Annotated in this window: 10 protein-coding genes and 1 pseudogene; 9 read left to right on the top strand and 2 right to left on the bottom strand. The window is 38.8% G+C overall.

The genetic code is table 11. The features are described 5' to 3' along the window. Nucleotides 1-5558, top strand: a 5558-nt coding sequence (locus QM917_RS09995) for an SIALI-17 repeat-containing surface protein (protein ID WP_414285650.1), incomplete at its 5' end; no start/stop codon positions are given. Between the two features lie 50 nt (nucleotides 5559-5608). Here QM917_RS09995 and QM917_RS10000 read toward each other — a convergent pair. Next, nucleotides 5609-6349 (bottom strand): annotated as a pseudogene (locus QM917_RS10000) (transposase); the annotation flags it as partial. A gap of 181 nt (nucleotides 6350-6530) precedes the next feature. Here QM917_RS10000 and QM917_RS10005 point away from each other — a divergent pair. The 6 genes from QM917_RS10005 to sdbB all read left to right on the top strand — a co-directional run bounded on the left by QM917_RS10005 (nucleotide 6531) and on the right by sdbB (nucleotide 11911). Beyond that, complete coding sequence (locus tag QM917_RS10005; protein ID WP_414285652.1) at nucleotides 6531-7790, top strand: UDP-N-acetylglucosamine 1-carboxyvinyltransferase; 1260 nt, start codon at nucleotides 6531-6533, stop codon at nucleotides 7788-7790. A gap of 16 nt (nucleotides 7791-7806) precedes the next feature. Continuing rightward, nucleotides 7807-8358, top strand: coding sequence for a GNAT family N-acetyltransferase (locus QM917_RS10010; protein WP_414285654.1), 552 nt, complete (start codon nucleotides 7807-7809; stop codon nucleotides 8356-8358). Continuing rightward, a complete protein-coding gene (gene spxR / locus QM917_RS10015; protein ID WP_061863167.1) occupies nucleotides 8351-9628 on the top strand; it encodes a CBS-HotDog domain-containing transcription factor SpxR in 1278 nt (425 codons plus the stop codon). The genes QM917_RS10010 and spxR overlap by 8 nt, the downstream gene beginning before the upstream one ends. Nucleotides 9629-9642: 14 nt before the next feature. After that, complete coding sequence (locus QM917_RS10020; RefSeq protein ID WP_049508372.1) at nucleotides 9643-10503, top strand: methionyl aminopeptidase; 861 nt, start codon at nucleotides 9643-9645, stop codon at nucleotides 10501-10503. A gap of 127 nt (nucleotides 10504-10630) precedes the next feature. Beyond that, entirely contained in the window at nucleotides 10631-11338 is a 708-nt protein-coding gene (gene ccdA2, locus QM917_RS10025) for a thiol-disulfide oxidoreductase-associated membrane protein CcdA2 (RefSeq protein WP_414285656.1), read from the top strand. A gap of 12 nt (nucleotides 11339-11350) precedes the next feature. After that, a complete protein-coding gene (gene sdbB, locus QM917_RS10030; RefSeq protein ID WP_311523642.1) occupies nucleotides 11351-11911 on the top strand; it encodes a thiol-disulfide oxidoreductase-associated lipoprotein SdbB in 561 nt (186 codons plus the stop codon). Between the two features lie 57 nt (nucleotides 11912-11968). On the opposite strand, the gene QM917_RS10035 is transcribed toward sdbB, so the two are convergent. Further along, nucleotides 11969-12955: an L-lactate dehydrogenase gene (locus QM917_RS10035; RefSeq protein ID WP_000176425.1), complete on the bottom strand. Its 987-nt coding sequence runs from the start codon at nucleotides 12953-12955 to the stop codon at nucleotides 11969-11971. A gap of 193 nt (nucleotides 12956-13148) precedes the next feature. Between QM917_RS10035 and gyrA the strand changes: the two genes are divergently transcribed. Continuing rightward, a complete protein-coding gene (gene gyrA / locus QM917_RS10040; protein ID WP_075232434.1) occupies nucleotides 13149-15617 on the top strand; it encodes a DNA gyrase subunit A in 2469 nt (822 codons plus the stop codon). Then, nucleotides 15617-16360 carry a class A sortase gene (locus QM917_RS10045; RefSeq protein ID WP_153225724.1) on the top strand — a complete coding sequence of 248 codons (744 nt, stop codon included), beginning with the start codon at nucleotides 15617-15619 and terminating at the stop codon, nucleotides 16358-16360. The genes gyrA and QM917_RS10045 overlap by 1 nt, the downstream gene beginning before the upstream one ends. Nucleotides 16361-16522: the final 162 nt, after the last annotated feature.

A 16522-nucleotide genomic window follows, 5' to 3' on the forward strand; every position in this document is an offset into this window, starting at 1 on the left:
AAGCACCTACATCAGACAAACCAGAGTACACTCAACCTGTAGGTATGGCTCCAGACGAAGCACCTACATCAGACAAACCAAAGTACACTGCACCAGTAGGTACAGTTCCAGATGAGGCTCCTAAGGCAGAGAAACCAGAACATACAGCACCAGTTGGTGCTAATCTGGTTGAGCCTGAAATTCATGAAAAACCAGAATATACTGAACCGATAGGCACAGTTCCAGACGAAGCACCTAAATCAGAGAAGCCAGAGTACACTGAGCCTGTAGGTATGGTTCCTGACGAAGCACCTACATCAGACAAACCAGAGTACACTCAACCTGTAGGTATGGCTCCAGACGAAGCACCTACATCAGACAAACCAAAGTACACTGCACCAGTAGGTACAGTTCCAGATGAGGCTCCTAAGGCTGAGAAACCAGAGCATACAGCACCAGTTGGTGCTAATCTGGTTGAGCCTGAAATTCATGAAAAACCAGAATATACTGAACCGATAGGCACAGTTCCAGACGAAGCACCTAAAGCTGAGAAACCAGAGTACACTGATCCTGTGGGTATGGTTCCAGACGAAGCACCTAAAGCAGAGAAACCAGAATATACAGCACCAGTTGGTGGTAATCTGGTTGAGCCTGAAGTTCATGAAAAACCAGAATATACTGAACCGATAGGCACAGTGCCTGACGAAGCACCTAAAGCTGAGAAACCTGACTATACGCAACCAATAGGTACAAACCTTGTAGAACCGGAAGTTCAACCAGCGTTGCCGGAAGCTATTGTGACTGACAAAGGCGAGCCGGAAGTTCAACCGGCATTACCCGAAGCTGTTGTGACTGAAAAAGGCGAACCGGAAGTTCAACCAGCGTTACCCGAAGCTGTTGTGACTGACAAAGGCGAACCGGAAGTTCAACCGGCATTACCAGAAGCTGTTGTGACTGAAAAAGGCGAACCGGAAGTTCAACCAGCCTTACCCGAAGCTGTTGTGACTGACAAAGGCGAACCGGAAGTTCAACCAGCGTTACCCGAAGCTGTTGTGACTGACAAAGGTGAGCCAGAAGTTCATAAAAAACCAGCATACACTGAACCGGTAGGCACAGTTCCAGAAGAAGCACCCAAGTCCGAGAAGCCAGAATACACGGAATCTGTAGGTACAACAGGAGTAGATGAAACAGGAAACTTAATTGATCCGCCGGTTATTGAAATCTCAGAGTATACTGATCCACTAGCTACAGTTCCTGACGTTGCTCCAGAGAGAGAAGAGCTTCCTGCTTTACATACTGATATTCGTACAGAGACTATTCCTAAAACTATCACAGAAGAATCTGATCCTACCAAATTTATAGGTGATGATTCTGTTAAACAAGTTGGTGAGGACGGCGAACGTCAAATTGTTACTAGCTATGAAGAGTTACATGGCAAAAAAATCAGTGAACCAGTTGAAACCGTAACTGTGTTAAAAGAAATGAAGCCTGAAATTCTTGTAAAAGGTACAAAAGAAAAGCCAAAAGAAAAAACAGCTCCTGTTTTGACTCTGACCACTGTATCTAAGGATGTTTTAGCTAAGTCTGCTACAATTAACTACAATCTAGAAAATCAAGACAATGCTACAATTACACGCATTGTAGCGACTATCAAAGAAGGTGGAAAAATTGTAAAAACGCTTGATTTAAAAATCGATAACTTATCTCAAGTATTAGAGAACTTAGACTATTACAAAGATTATACGATTTCAACCACTATGACTTATGATGTAGGTAAGGGTGCAGAAGTATCGACTTTGGAAGATAAACCTTTACGCTTAGATTTAAAGAAAGTTGAGTTGAAAGATATTGCAAATACCAGTCTCGTACAAGTAAACGAAAGCGGTGTCGAAAGCGATAGTAATCATTTAACATCTCTTCCAAGTAATGTTAACAACTATTACTTAAAAGTAACCTCCAGAGAAAACAAAGTGACTCGTTTAGCAATTGATAAGATTGAAGAGGTCATTGAGGAAGGTAAGCAGCTTTACAAGATAACGGCAAAAGCACCTGACTTAGTTCAACGTGATAAAGACGGTAAGTTAAGAGATACTTACACTTATTATCTTGAAAAACCGAGGGCTACCGAGGATAAGGTTTATTACAACTTCCATGATTTAGCAAAAGATATGCAAGCAAATCCTACCGGTGAGTTTAAACTTGGTGCAGATTTGAATGCAGTTAACGTTAAGCCAGCAGGTAAAGCTTATGTTATGGCTAAGTTTAGAGGTACTTTATCAAGTGTAGAGAATCATCAGTACACGATTCATAACTTAGAAAGACCTTTGTTTAATGAGGCTGAAGGTGCTACACTCAAAAACTTTAACTTAGGTAATGTAAATATAAACATGCCTTGGGCTGATAAAGTTGCACCTATTGGTAATATGTTTAAGAAGTCTACACTTGAGAATATCAAAGTAGTAGGTTCAGTAACAGGAAATAACGATGTAACCGGTGCTGTTAATAAGTTAGACGAAGCTAATATGCGCAATGTAGCTTTTATTGGCAAGATTAACAGTCTTGGAGATAAAGGCTGGTGGTCTGGTGGACTTGTCAGCGAAAGTTGGCGAAGTAACACGGATAGTGTTTATTTTGACGGTGATATTGTAGGTAACAATTCTAAGTTTGGTGGTTTAGTAGCTAAAGTCAATCACGGAAGTAATCAGTGGGATGTTAAACAAAAAGGTCGTTTGACAAATTCTGTTGTTAAAGGTACTATGACTCTGAAAAATCATGGTCAAAGTGGTGGTTTAGTTCACGAAAACTATGACTGGGGTTGGGTTGAGAATAATATTAGTATGATGAAAGTCAATAACGGTGAAATTATGTATGGTTCAGGTTCTATTGACGGTGACCCATACTTTGGTTTTGACTACTTCAAAAATAATTATTATGTAAAAGGTGTTGCTACTGGAGAAAGTACCTACAAGCGTTCGAAACAGATTCAGTCTATCTCTCAAGCCGAAGCAGACGCCAAAATCGCTAATATGGGGATTACTGCGAATACCTTCGCTATTCAAGATCCAGTTGTAAACAAGTTAAATCGTATCGTTGATAGAGATTCTGAATATAAAGCGATTCAGGACTACCAAGAAACAAGAAACCTAGCTTATCGAAACTTGGAAAAACTGCAACCATTTTATAACAAAGAGTGGATTGTAAACCAAGGGAATAAGTTAACAGATGAGTCCAATCTTGTTAAGAAAACTGTTCTGTCTGTAACAGGTATGAAAGCAGGGCAATTTGTCACTGATTTATCAAGTGTGGATAAAATCATGATTCACTATGCCGATGGAACCAAAGAAGAATTTGGGGTATCTGCGGTTTCGGACTCTAAGGTAAAACAAGTCAAAGAATATAATGTAGATGGTTTAGGTGTAGTTTACACTCCTAATATGGTTGATAAGAACAGAGATTCCTTGATTACGAAAGTTAAAGAGAAGTTGAGTTCTGTTGCTTTAGACTCTGCTGAGGTTAAAGCTATTACAAATAACCCTTCATCTCTATACCTAGAAGAAAGCTTCGCTGAGGTTAGAGAGACGTTAGATAAGTTAGTGAAGTCCTTGTTAGAAAATGAAGACCATCAACTGAACAGTGATGAAGTGGCTGAGAAGGCGCTTCTCAAGAAAGTTGAAGATAATAAAGCTAAGATTATATTAGCCTTGACTTATCTAAATCGTTATTATGGTATCGACTATGATGGCTTGAACTTTAAGCATTTGATGATGTTTAAACCAGACTTTTATGGTAAAACACCAAGTATTTTAGATTTCTTGATTCGTATAGGTTCAGCAGAAAAGAATTTAAAAGGAGATAGAAGTTTAGAAGCTTATCGTGAAGTTATTGGTGGTACTATTGGAAAAGGTGAATTAAATGGCTTGTTAGGCTATAACATGCGTTTATTCACTAAGTACACCGACTTAAATGACTGGTTTATTCATGCTGCAAAGAACGTTTATGTTTCTGAGCCTGAGACGACTACAGAGGATTTCAAAGACAAGCGCCATCGTATCTATGACGGTTTGAACAATGACGTGCATAGTCGCATGATTTTACCGTTACTCAACTTGAAGAAAGCACATATTTTTGTCATTTCTACTTACAACACGTTGGCATTCAGTTCTTTTGAAAAATATGGGAATAATACGGAAGAAGAACGAAATGCTTTCAAAGAGGAGATAAACAAAGTAGCGAAAGCTCAACAAAGATATTTAGACTTTTGGTCTCGTTTAGCCTTACCAAAAGTTCGTAATCAGCTCTTGAAGAGTCAAAACTCCGTACCAACGCCTGTTTGGGATAATCAAAATTATAGCGGTATTAAGAATGCTAGTCGCCGTGGTTATGGTTCAGATGGCAAGGTTGCAACTCCTATTCGTGAGCTATTTGGCCCAACTGATCGTTGGCATCAAGTTAACGGAGCGATGGGAGCGATGGCAAAAATTTATGAACGTCCATGGAAAGATGATCAGGTTTACTTCATGGTAACTGACATGATTAGTCAGTTTGGTATTTCAGCCTTTACACATGAAACAACTCACATAAACGACCGTATGGCTTACTATGGTGGAGATTGGCATCGTGAAGGTACTGACTTAGAAGCCTTTGCTCAAGGTATGTTACAAACCCCTGATAAATCTACTCCGAATAGTGAGTATAAAGCTCTGGGTATCAACATGGCTTATGAGCGTAAAAATGATGGTGAGCAGTACTACAATTATGATCCAGCTAAGTTAGACAGTCGAGACAAGATTGATAGTTATATGAAAAACTACAATGAGTCTATGATGATGTTAGATTACTTAGAAGCTACTGCCGTTATTAAGCAGAAGTTATCTGATAACTCTAAGTGGTTCAAGAAGATGGATAAAGAATGGCGTACAAATGCGGATAGAAATCGTTTAATTGGAGAACCACACCAGTGGGACAAATTACGTGATTTGACGGAAGAAGAGAAGAAATTACCAATTGATAGCATTGACAAGTTGGTAGATAATAACTTTGTAACTCTTCATGGTATGCCAAATAACGGTCGCTTCCGTACGGAAGGTTTTGATAGTGCTTATCAAACGGTCAATATGATGGCAGGTATCTTTGGCGGGAATACGAGTCGAAGCACCGTAGGTTCTATTTCCTTTAAACACAATACTTTCCGTATGTGGGGTTACTATGGTTATGAGAATGGCTTTATCCCTTATGTTTCTAACAAGTTAAAAGGTGATGCCAACAGAGAAAATAAAGGGCTTTTAGGTGATGATTTCATTATCAAGAAAGTTTCTAATAATCAATTCCAAAACCTCGAAGAGTGGAAGAAACATTGGTATCATGAAGTGTATGCGAAAGCACAGAAAGGCTTTGTTGAGATTGAAGTAGACGGTTCTAAGATTTCAACTTACGCTCAACTTCAAAACTTATTTAACACTGCTGTTGAGAAAGACTTGAAAGAAGGTGGTTTCAAGCATACCGAAGGCCTCAAGTGGAAAGTTTATAAGAAATTATTACAAAACACAGATGGTTTCTTAAATCCATTGTTTAAAATATAAAAGGGACAAGTTTTTTGGCTCTTTGTCAACTGTAGTGGGTTGAAGAAAAGCTAATCTCGAGAAAGGACAAATTTCGTCCTTTCTTTTTTGATGTTCAGAGCGATAAAAATGCGTTTTTTGAAGTTTTCAAAGTTCTGAAAACCAAAGGCATTGCGTTTAATAAGTTTGATTAGATTATTAGTGGCTTCCAGTTTGGCGTTAGAATAGGGTAGTTGAAGAGCGTTGACAATTTTCTCTTTGTCCTTTAGAAAGGTTTTAAAGACAGTCTGAAAAAGAGGATGAACCAGCTTTAGATTGTCCTCAATGAGTCCAAAGAATTTCTTCGGCTCCTTATTCTGAAAGTGGAAAAGCAAGAGTTGATAGAGATGATAGTGGTGTTTCAAGTCTTCGGAATAGCTCAAAAGCTTGTTTAGGATTTCCTTATTGGTTAAATGCATACGAAAAGTAGGGCGATAAAAACGTTTATCACTCAGTTTACGACTATCCTGATTGATTCATAATTTGGACACGCACACGACTCATAGCACGGCTTAGATGTTGTACAATGTAAAAGCGATCCAGAACGATTTTAGCGTTTGGGAGTGAAACAGTCTCGTAGACTGTTTCAGCCTGAGCCTAGAAATTCGAAAGCGAAGTTGTCTAGTCAAGTCATAATAAGGGCTAAACATATCCATAGTAATGATTTTGACGCGACTTCGGACAGAACTCTCATATTTAAGAAAATGATTTTGGATGATGGATTGTGTTCTACCTTCCAGAACTGTGATGATATTGAGATTGTCAAAATCTTGAGGGTAATTTCTCAAAGTAACTTCCACTTTCCTGACCAAAGTGGAAATTAGTCTAAAACGGATTTTTATGGTGGAATTAAGTGTGAGACGTTTGTTAATTATTTTATAGGATTGGCTATTAGTAAGAAATATGGTATAATATAGGGTGAGACCTTCTTAATAAATAGTGAAAGAGTATAAAATGAAAAAAATTGTCATTAACGGTGGGAGACCATTGAAAGGTGAAATTACGATTAGTGGTGCTAAAAATAGTGTCGTTGCCTTGATTCCTGCCATTATTTTATCAGATGATGTTGTGATTTTGGATTGTGTTCCAGACATCTCTGATGTAGCTAGTCTTATTGAGATTATGGAGATCATGGGAGCTAGTGTCAAGCGTTATGACGATGTTCTTGAGATTGATCCTCGTGGTGTTCAAAATAAACCAATGCCTTATGGTAAAATTAATAGCTTGCGTGCGTCTTATTATTTCTATGGTAGTCTTTTAGGACGTTTTGGTGAAGCAACTGTAGGTTTGCCTGGAGGGTGTGACCTAGGACCACGTCCGATTGATTTGCATTTAAAAGCATTTGAAGCTATGGGAGCTAAGACAACCTACGAGGGAGATAATATGAATCTCTCAACCCAAGGATCAAGTCTACATGGTGCGCATATCTATATGGATACTGTTAGTGTTGGTGCGACAATCAATACGATGCTAGCAGCAGTAAAATCTAAAGGTCGAACAGTTATTGAAAATGCTGCTCGCGAACCTGAAATCATTGATGTGGCTACATTATTAAACAATATGGGAGCTCACATTCGTGGCGCAGGTACGGATATGATTACTATTGATGGTGTAGATAGCCTTCATGGAACACGTCACCAAGTCATCCCTGACCGTATCGAAGCAGGTACATATATTTCATTGGCTGCTGCAGTAGGTCATGGGATTCGAATTAATAATGTACTTTATGAGCATTTAGAAGGATTTATTGCTAAACTTGAAGAAATGGGTGTTCACATGACTGTTTCTGAAGACAGTATTTTCGTCGAAGAGCAAACAAATCTAAAGGCTGTTAATATCAAGACAGCTCCTTATCCAGGTTTCGCAACAGATCTTCAACAGCCTATTACTCCTTTGCTTTTAAAAGCAGAAGGTCGTGGCACATTGATTGATACAATCTATGAAAAACGTGTCAACCATGTTTTTGAATTAGCCAAAATGAATGCAGATATTTCAACAACAAACGACCACATCCTTTATAAGGGTGGAAATCCTTTGCAGGGTGCAAAAGTTAAGGCGACAGACCTACGTGCTGGAGCTGCCTTGGTTATTGCTGGCTTGATGGCTGAAGGAAAAACAGAGATTACCAATGTTGAATTCATCCTTCGAGGCTACTCGAATATTATCGAAAAATTGCGTAATCTTGGAGCAGATATTGAGCTAATCGAAGATTAGCAATTTGAGGATTGTAATGAATATCTGGACTAAATTAGCAAAATTTTCTTTCTATGAGACGGAACGTTTGTATTTCCGTCCCTTCTTTTTTACAGATATAGATGATTTTCATCAACTTGCATCAGATCCTGAAAATCTCCAATTTATCTTTCCTGCACAAGCAAGTATTGAAGAAAGTCAGTATGCTCTTGCCAATTATTTTATGAAATCACCTTTGGGGATTTGGGCTATTTGTGATAAAAAAGAGCAAAGAATGATTGGAGCTATCAAGTTTGAAAAACTTGATGAAATTAAGAAAGAAGCTGAAATTGGCTATTTTTTAAAGAAAGACTATTGGTCTCAGGGTTATATGACTGAAGCAGTTACCAAATTACGAGATTTATCCATGAACGAGTTTGCCTTGAAGCAACTTTCGATTGTGACACATCTAGAAAATGTTGCTAGTCAGAAAGTAGCAGAAAAATCAAATTTTGTTCTTTATCGTCGTTTTAAAGGTAGCGATCGTTATACCCGAAAGATGCGGGATTATCTAGAATTCCGTTATACAAAAGGAAATCTAAATGAGTAAACACCAAGAAATATTAGCCTACTTGGAAGAATTACCAGTTGGGAAGCGTGTCAGTGTTCGTAGTATTTCAAATCGGCTGGGAGTAAGTGATGGTACGGCATATCGGGCTATCAAAGAAGCTGAAAATAGGGGACTTGTTGAAACACGTCCTCGAAGTGGAACAGTACGTGTAAAGTCAAAAAAAGTAGCTATTGAGAAATTAACGTTCGCAGAAATTGCAGAAGTTACAGGCTCGGAAGTTTTAGCTGGTCAAGCTGGATTGGACAGAGAATTTAGTAAATTCTCCATTGGGGCAATGACTGAAAAGAATATTCTTTCTTATCTTCATGATGGCGGCTTACTTATCGTAGGAGATCGAACACGTATTCAGTTATTAGCACTTGAAAATGAAAATGCTGTCTTGGTAACAGGTGGATTTGAAGTTCACGAAGATGTTTTAGAATCTGCCAATAAGAAAAATATTCCAGTATTGCGCAGTAAGCATGATACATTTACAATTGCGACTATGATCAACAGAGCTTTGTCCAACGTTCAGATCAAGACAGATATTTTGACGGTTGAAAAAATCTATCGTACTAGTCATGAATATGGATTTCTACAGGAAACGGATACTGTCAAAGATTATCTAGACTTGGTTCGTAAGAATAGAACGAGCCGTTTCCCTGTCATTAATCAGCATCAGGTTGTTGTTGGTGTAGTTACTATGCGTGATGCAGGTGATAAATCTCCAGGAACGACCATTGATAAGGTCATGACAAGGACTGTCTATATGACTGGTTTAGCGACGAATATCGCTAATGTTAGCCAGAGAATGATTGCTGAAGACTTTGAAATGGTACCTGTTGTTCGTAGCAATCAAACCTTACTTGGTGTTATTACTAGACGGGATGTCATGGAAAAGATGAGCCGCTCTCAAGTTTCAGCATTACCAACATTTTCAGAACAGGTTGGTCAGAAGTTATCTTACCACCATGATGAAGTTGTCATTACGGTTGAACCATTTATGTTGGAAAAAAATGGAGTCCTTGCAAATGGAGTTCTTTCAGAAATATTGACCCATATGACGCAGGATCTGGTCGTGAATAGCGGACGTAACCTCATCATTGAACAGATGTTGATTTACTTTTTACAGGCTGTTCAGATTGATGATATCTTGCGAATTCAGGCTAGAATTATTCATCATACGAGAAGGTCAGCCATTATCGACTATGATATTTATATCAATCATCAAATCGTATCAAAAGCAAATGTTACTGTAAAAATTAATTAAAACTAGGAGAAAACATGATTACATTAAAATCAGCTAGAGAAATCGAAGCAATGGATAAGGCTGGCGATTTTCTTGCCAGTATTCACATCGGTTTGCGTGACATCATCAAACCAGGTGTAGATATGTGGGAAGTAGAAGAATATGTGCGTCGTCGTTGTAAAGAAGAAAATTTCCTCCCTTTACAAATCGGTGTTGATGGAGCAATGATGGATTATCCATACGCAACTTGTTGTTCGCTTAATGACGAAGTAGCCCATGCTTTTCCACGCCACTATGTTTTGAAGGAAGGCGATTTGCTCAAGGTTGATATGGTCCTTGGTGGGCCAATCGCTAAGTCCGACCTCAATGTTTCTAAACTCAATTTTAACAACGTTGAGCAGATGAAAAAATATACTCAAAACTTTACAGGTGGATTAGCTGATTCTTGTTGGGCATACGCTGTTGGCAAACCGTCAGAAGAAGTTAAAAACTTGATGGATGTTACCAAAGAAGCTATGTATAAGGGAATTGAGCAGGCTGTTGTAGGAAATCGTATTGGAGATATTGGAGCTGCTATTCAGGAATATGCTGAAAGTCGTGGTTACGGAGTTGTTCGTGATCTTGTAGGACACGGTGTTGGTCCAACTATGCATGAAGAACCAATGGTGCCTAACTATGGTATCGCAGGTCGTGGTCTCCGCCTTCGTGAAGGTATGGTTTTGACAATCGAACCTATGATCAATACTGGTGATTGGGAAATCGATACAGATATGAAAACAGGCTGGGCTCACAAAACTATCGACGGCGGTCTATCATGTCAGTACGAGCATCAGTTTGTTATTACAAAAGATGGGCCTGTAATCTTGACAAGTCAAGGTGAAGAGGGAACTTATTAATCAAAAAAGGAGCTGAGCTCCTTTTTTTGATTCTCTCAAGTTGAAAATAAATTTACGTAGCAGATATCTTACAAACGTTTTCTTTTATAGTAAAATAAAAGATGACTATATGAAAGAAGGTTCTTAATTGGAAAGTATTTTATTTTTTATTTCTGTCTTTATAGCCGGAGTCTTGTCATTCTTTTCTCCCTGTATCTTTCCCTTGTTACCAGTTTACGCAGGTGTTCTGCTAGATGATCAAGAGGAGTCAAAGACATTTCGTTTTTTGGGTAAAGATGTTGCCTGGTCAGGATTGATTCGTACCCTCTGTTTCATTGCGGGTATCTCTCTCATTTTCTTTATTCTTGGATTTGGAGCAGGATTCCTTGGGAATTTACTTTATGCTGACTGGTTCCGTTATGTCATGGGAATCATGATTATCATACTGGGATTGCATCAGATGGAAATTCTTCATCTACAAAAATTAGAGATACAAAAAACAGTGACATTTAAGCAAAAACAGTCTAGTAAATATTTGTCGGCCTTTTTATTGGGTATCAGCTTCAGTTTTGGCTGGACTCCATGTATAGGCCCAGTTTTAAGTTCTGTTTTAGCACTGGCTGCCTCAGGAGGAAATGGAGCTCTTCAGGGGGCCTTATTAACCCTCATTTACACTCTTGGAATGGCACTTCCATTTTTAGTTCTGGCCTTGGCATCAGGTCTTGTCATGCCTTATTTTAGTAGAATCAAATCCCACATACTTTTATTGAAGAAGATTGGTGGTTTATTGATCATTCTCATGGGAATTTTATTAATGTTGGGACAGTTAAATGTCTTATCTGGAATATTAGGATAAAAGGAGTTATCTATGAAAAAAATTATCTATTTTGGACTTAGTTTCTTGTCTCTCTTTCTTCTGATTGCTTGTGGCAAGGAAGAGAAAAAATCAAGTCCACAAAATCAATCAAATCAGACACAACAAGCTCCTGTGAAGCAAGTAGCTATTGGAGCAGAAGCACCTGATTTCACCCTTCAATCTATGGATGGAAAAGAAGTGAAATTATCTGATTTTAAAGGTAAAAAAGTTTATCTTAAATTTTGGGCATCTTGGTGTGGACCATGCAAGAAGAGTATGCCAGAATTGATGGAGCTTGCTGCTAAGGAAGATCGTGGTTTCGAAATTTTATCTGTCATTGCGCCAGGGCTTCAAGGTGAAAAAACGATAGACCAATTTCCAAAGTGGTTTGAAGAACAAGGTTATAAAGACATCCCTGTTTTATATGATACAAAAGGAGCTGTTTTTCAAGATTATCAAATTCGAAGCATCCCTACAGAGTATCTAATTGATTCACAGGGTAAAATTGCTAAGATTCAATTAGGTGCGATTAGTAACGCAGATGCAGAAGCAGCTTTTGCTCAAATGAAATAAAGTAATGAAATATAAAAATGTCTAGACAAATCGTCTAGACATTTTTTCTAACTTAAATTAGTTTTTTGAAGCTGCTTGGAATTCAGGGTTTTTCCAAGCTTCATCAATAATAGCTTGTAATTCTTTAGCTGAAGCTTGCATTTTTTGAGTTTCAGCATCGTTCAATGGGATGTTAACTGGACGAACGATACCGTGTGCACCAACGATAGCTGGTTGACCGATAAAGACGTTTTCAACTCCGTATTGACCTTCTTGGAATACTGAAAGTGGAAGAACAGCATTTTCATCATCAAGGATAGCTTTTGTAATACGAGCAAGGGCTACTGCGATACCATAGTATGTTGCACCTTTTTTGTTGATGATTGAGTAAGCAGCATCACGAACTGAGATGAAGAGTTCTACAAGGTCAGCTTCATCCAAGTCACGGTTAGCTTGCAACCATTGTTCCAATTTTACACCGGCAACGTTAGCGTGTGACCAAACAGCAAACTCAGAGTCACCGTGTTCACCCATGATGTAGGCGTGAACTGAACGAGCATCAACGCCGATTTTTTCAGCAAGTGCTTGACGGAAACGAGCTGAGTCAAGTGAAGTACCTGAACCGATAACACGTTCTTTAGGGAAACCTGAGAATTTCCAAGTTGAGTAAGTCAAAACGTCAACTGGGTTAGCTGCAACAAGGAAGATACCGTCGAAACCAGAAGCAACAACTTGTTCAACGATTGATTTGTTGATAGCAAGGTTTTTACCAACAAGGTCAAGACGAGTTTCACCTGGTTTTTGTGGAGCACCAGCAGTGATAACTACAAGGTCAGCGTCCGCACAGTCTTCATACTTAGCTGCATAAATTTTCTTAGGTGAAGTAAAAGCAAGCGCGTGGCTAAGGTCTTCAGCATCACCAACAGCTTTTTCAAACAATTGAGGAATTTCAATGATACCAAGTTCTTGTGCAATTCCTTGGTTAACAAGAGCAAAAGCGTATGATGATCCTACGGCACCGTCACCGACAAGGATAACTTTTTTGTGTTGTTTAGTTAATGTCATTTGTCTAAACATCTCCTTCATTTTTTAAGGGCTTCCCCCGTTTAGTTTCATTCTATCACTTTTAAATAGCTTTGTCACGGATATAACATCCACTTGGCCATGTAAACGTTTTAGTCGGATTGGAAGACTGAAATCTAGGTCAAACTATGGTATAATATATCTAGTTACTAATAGTGAAATGAGGCATTTGTTAATGCAAGATAAAAATTTAGTGAATGTCAATCTGACAAAGGAGATGAAGACCAGCTTTATCGACTACGCCATGAGTGTTATCGTATCGCGGGCCCTTCCTGATGTTCGAGATGGGTTGAAACCAGTTCATCGTCGTATTCTATACGGTATGAACGAATTGGGTGTGACACCAGATAAACCTCATAAGAAATCTGCCCGTATTACAGGGGATGTCATGGGTAAATACCACCCGCACGGTGACTCATCTATCTACGAAGCTATGGTTCGTATGGCGCAATGGTGGAGTTACCGTTACATGCTTGTAGATGGGCATGGGAACTTTGGTTCCATGGATGGTGATGGTGCCGCAGCTCAGCGTTATACCGAAGCACGTATGAGTAAGATTGCTCTTGAAATGCTTCGTGACATCAATAAAAATACCGTTGATTTTGTTGATAACTATGATGCCAATGAACGTGAACCTGTTGTTTTACCAGCTCGTTTTCCAAATCTTTTGGTCAATGGAGCTACAGGTATCGCTGTTGGTATGGCGACTAATATTCCGCCACATAACTTGGGTGAAACCATTGATGCTGTTAAGTTAGTGATGGATAATCCAGAAGTCACAACCAAGGAATTAATGGAAGTTCTTCCTGGTCCAGATTTCCCAACTGGTGCCCTTGTTATGGGGAAATCAGGTATTCATAAGGCCTACGAAACTGGTAAAGGATCGATTGTGCTTCGTTCTCGTACTGAAATCGAAGAAACTAAGACTGGTCGCGAACGTATCGTTGTAACAGAATTTCCATACATGGTCAACAAGACTAAAGTCCATGAACATATTGTGCGTTTAGTTCAAGAAAAACGTATCGAAGGTATTACAGCTGTTCGTGACGAATCTAACCGTGAGGGTGTTCGCTTTGTTATCGAAGTGAAGCGTGATGCTTCTGCCAATGTTATCTTGAACAACTTGTTCAAGATGACTCAAATGCAAACTAGCTTTGGATTTAACATGCTAGCTATCCAGAATGGTGTACCAAAGATTCTCTCACTTCGTCAAATCTTGGATGCTTATATTGAGCACCAAAAAGAAGTGGTGACTCGTCGTACTCAATTTGACAAAGAGAAAGCTGAAGCACGTGCACACATCTTAGAAGGTTTGTTGATTGCTCTGGACCATATTGATGAAGTTATTCGCATTATTCGTGCCAGTGAAACGGATGCAGAAGCCCAAGCTGAATTGATGAGCAAGTTCAAACTATCTGAACGTCAAAGTCAGGCAATTCTTGATATGCGTCTCCGTCGATTGACAGGTTTGGAACGTGACAAGATTCAGTCAGAGTATGATGAGCTTATTGCCTTGATTGCTGACTTGGCAGACATTCTTGCAAAACCAGAACGTGTAGCGCAAATCATCAAGGAAGAATTGGATGAGGTCAAACGTAAGTTTGGCGATCCACGTCGTACTGAGTTGATGGTTGGTGAAGTCTTGACTCTTGAAGATGAAGACTTGATTGAAGAGTCTGATGTTCTCATCACTCTATCAAATAAAGGTTACATCAAACGTTTGGACCAAGACGAATTTACAGCTCAAAAACGTGGTGGACGTGGCGTTCAAGGAACTGGAGTTAAGGACGATGACTTTGTGCGTGAATTGGTTTCAACCAGCACTCACGATCATTTGCTATTCTTCACCAATAAAGGACGTGTTTATCGTCTTAAGGGATATGAAATTCCAGAATACGGTCGTACAGCCAAAGGGTTGCCAGTTGTCAATCTTTTGAAACTGGATGAAGGTGAAAGCATTCAAACCATTATCAATGTTGAATCAGAACGTAGTGATGATGCTTATCTCTTCTTTACAACTCGCGCAGGTATTGTCAAAAGAACCAGTGTCAAAGAATTTGCCAACATTCGTCAAAATGGTCTCAAAGCCTTAAATCTGAAAGATGAGGATGAGTTGATTAATGTCTTACTAACTGAAAAAGACACAGATATCATCATCGGAACCAGATTAGGCTATGCAGTTCGTTTCAGTCAGTCTTCAGTTCGTAGCATGAGTCGTATTGCCACTGGTGTTAAAGGGGTAAACCTTCGTGAAGGTGATGCTGTAGTTGGAGCAAGGGTGATTACTGACCAAGATGAAGTCCTTATCATTACTGAGAAAGGATACGGTAAGCGCACAGTTGCGACTGAATATCCAACAAAAGGGCGTGCCGGTAAGGGAATGAAAACAGCCAATGTTACTGAAAAAAATGGTCCTCTGGCTGGTCTCTTAACAGTAAAAGGGGATGAAGATCTGATGATTATCACTGACACAGGTGTCATGATTCGAACCAATGTTGCCAATATTTCACAAACGGGACGTTCAACTATGGGAGTAAAAGTGATGCGTCTAGATCAAGATGCTAAGATTGTGACTTTTACAAGTGTTGCAGCAGCAGAAAAAGAAGAAGTTGGGGCAGAACAGGAAACAGAAAGTGAAGCATAATGTCTAAAAAAATCAATAAAAAGAAAAATAAACGAAAAAATCTGTTGATCAATATATTGGCAGGATTTCTGATACTGCTATCAATCGCTTTGATTTTTAACGCTAAAATCCGTGATATTTTTATGGTTTGGAATACTAATAAGTACCAAGTAAGTCAGGTATCAAAAGAAAAATTAGAAGAAAATCAGGATACAGAAGGAAATTTTGATTTCGATTCAGTGAAGGCTATCTCATCTGAAGCGGTTTTATCTTCGCAGTGGGATGCCCAACAACTTCCTGTTATTGGTGGAATTGCCATTCCTGAAGTAGAGATTAACCTACCTATCTTTAAAGGTTTAGATAATGTGAACTTGTTCTATGGGGCAGGAACCATGAAACCAAATCAAAAAATGGGAGAGGGAAATTATTCTCTCGCTAGTCACCATATTTTTACAGCTGAAAATGCCAGTCAGATGCTCTTTTCACCTTTGGTCAATGCCAAAGAAGGGATGAAAATTTATTTGACTGATAAGGAAAAGGTTTATACCTATGTCATTCGTGAAGTCAAACACGTTACACCTGACCGCGTTGATGAAATAGAAGACCGTGAGGGAATCAAAGAAATTACCTTGGTAACCTGTGTAGACTACAATGCCACAGAACGGATTATCGTGAAGGGAGATTTCAAAGAAGTGAAACCTTATGCAGAAACTCCATCAGATATCTTAGAAGCCTTTAATAAGCCTTATAAACAAAGATATTAAGAGATAAGATTAATAAAAAAGGTTTGCTAGTATTATGAACTGCACCCCAAAAGTTAGACATAAAAATCTAACTTTTGGGGTGTTTTTATTATGAAATTAACTTATGAAGATAAAGTTCAAATATATGAATTAAGAAAGAAAGGAGAGAGCTTTAGACAACTT

It is taken from the genome of Streptococcus infantis (assembly GCF_047460685.1).
Taxonomy (GTDB): Bacteria; Bacillota; Bacilli; order Lactobacillales; family Streptococcaceae; genus Streptococcus; species Streptococcus infantis_AD.

Coding starts and splice junctions, on each gene's coding strand:
- QM917_RS10010 (WP_414285654.1), top strand. CDS start 7,807: ATGAATATCTGGACTAAATTAGCAAAATTTTCTTTCTATGAGACGGAA.
- QM917_RS10045 (WP_153225724.1), top strand. CDS start 15,617: ATGTCTAAAAAAATCAATAAAAAGAAAAATAAACGAAAAAATCTGTTG.
- gyrA (WP_075232434.1), top strand. CDS start 13,149: ATGCAAGATAAAAATTTAGTGAATGTCAATCTGACAAAGGAGATGAAG.
- spxR (WP_061863167.1), top strand. CDS start 8,351: ATGAGTAAACACCAAGAAATATTAGCCTACTTGGAAGAATTACCAGTT.
- QM917_RS10035 (WP_000176425.1), bottom strand. CDS start 12,955: ATGACATTAACTAAACAACACAAAAAAGTTATCCTTGTCGGTGACGGT.
- sdbB (WP_311523642.1), top strand. CDS start 11,351: ATGAAAAAAATTATCTATTTTGGACTTAGTTTCTTGTCTCTCTTTCTT.
- QM917_RS10020 (WP_049508372.1), top strand. CDS start 9,643: ATGATTACATTAAAATCAGCTAGAGAAATCGAAGCAATGGATAAGGCT.
- QM917_RS10005 (WP_414285652.1), top strand. CDS start 6,531: ATGAAAAAAATTGTCATTAACGGTGGGAGACCATTGAAAGGTGAAATT.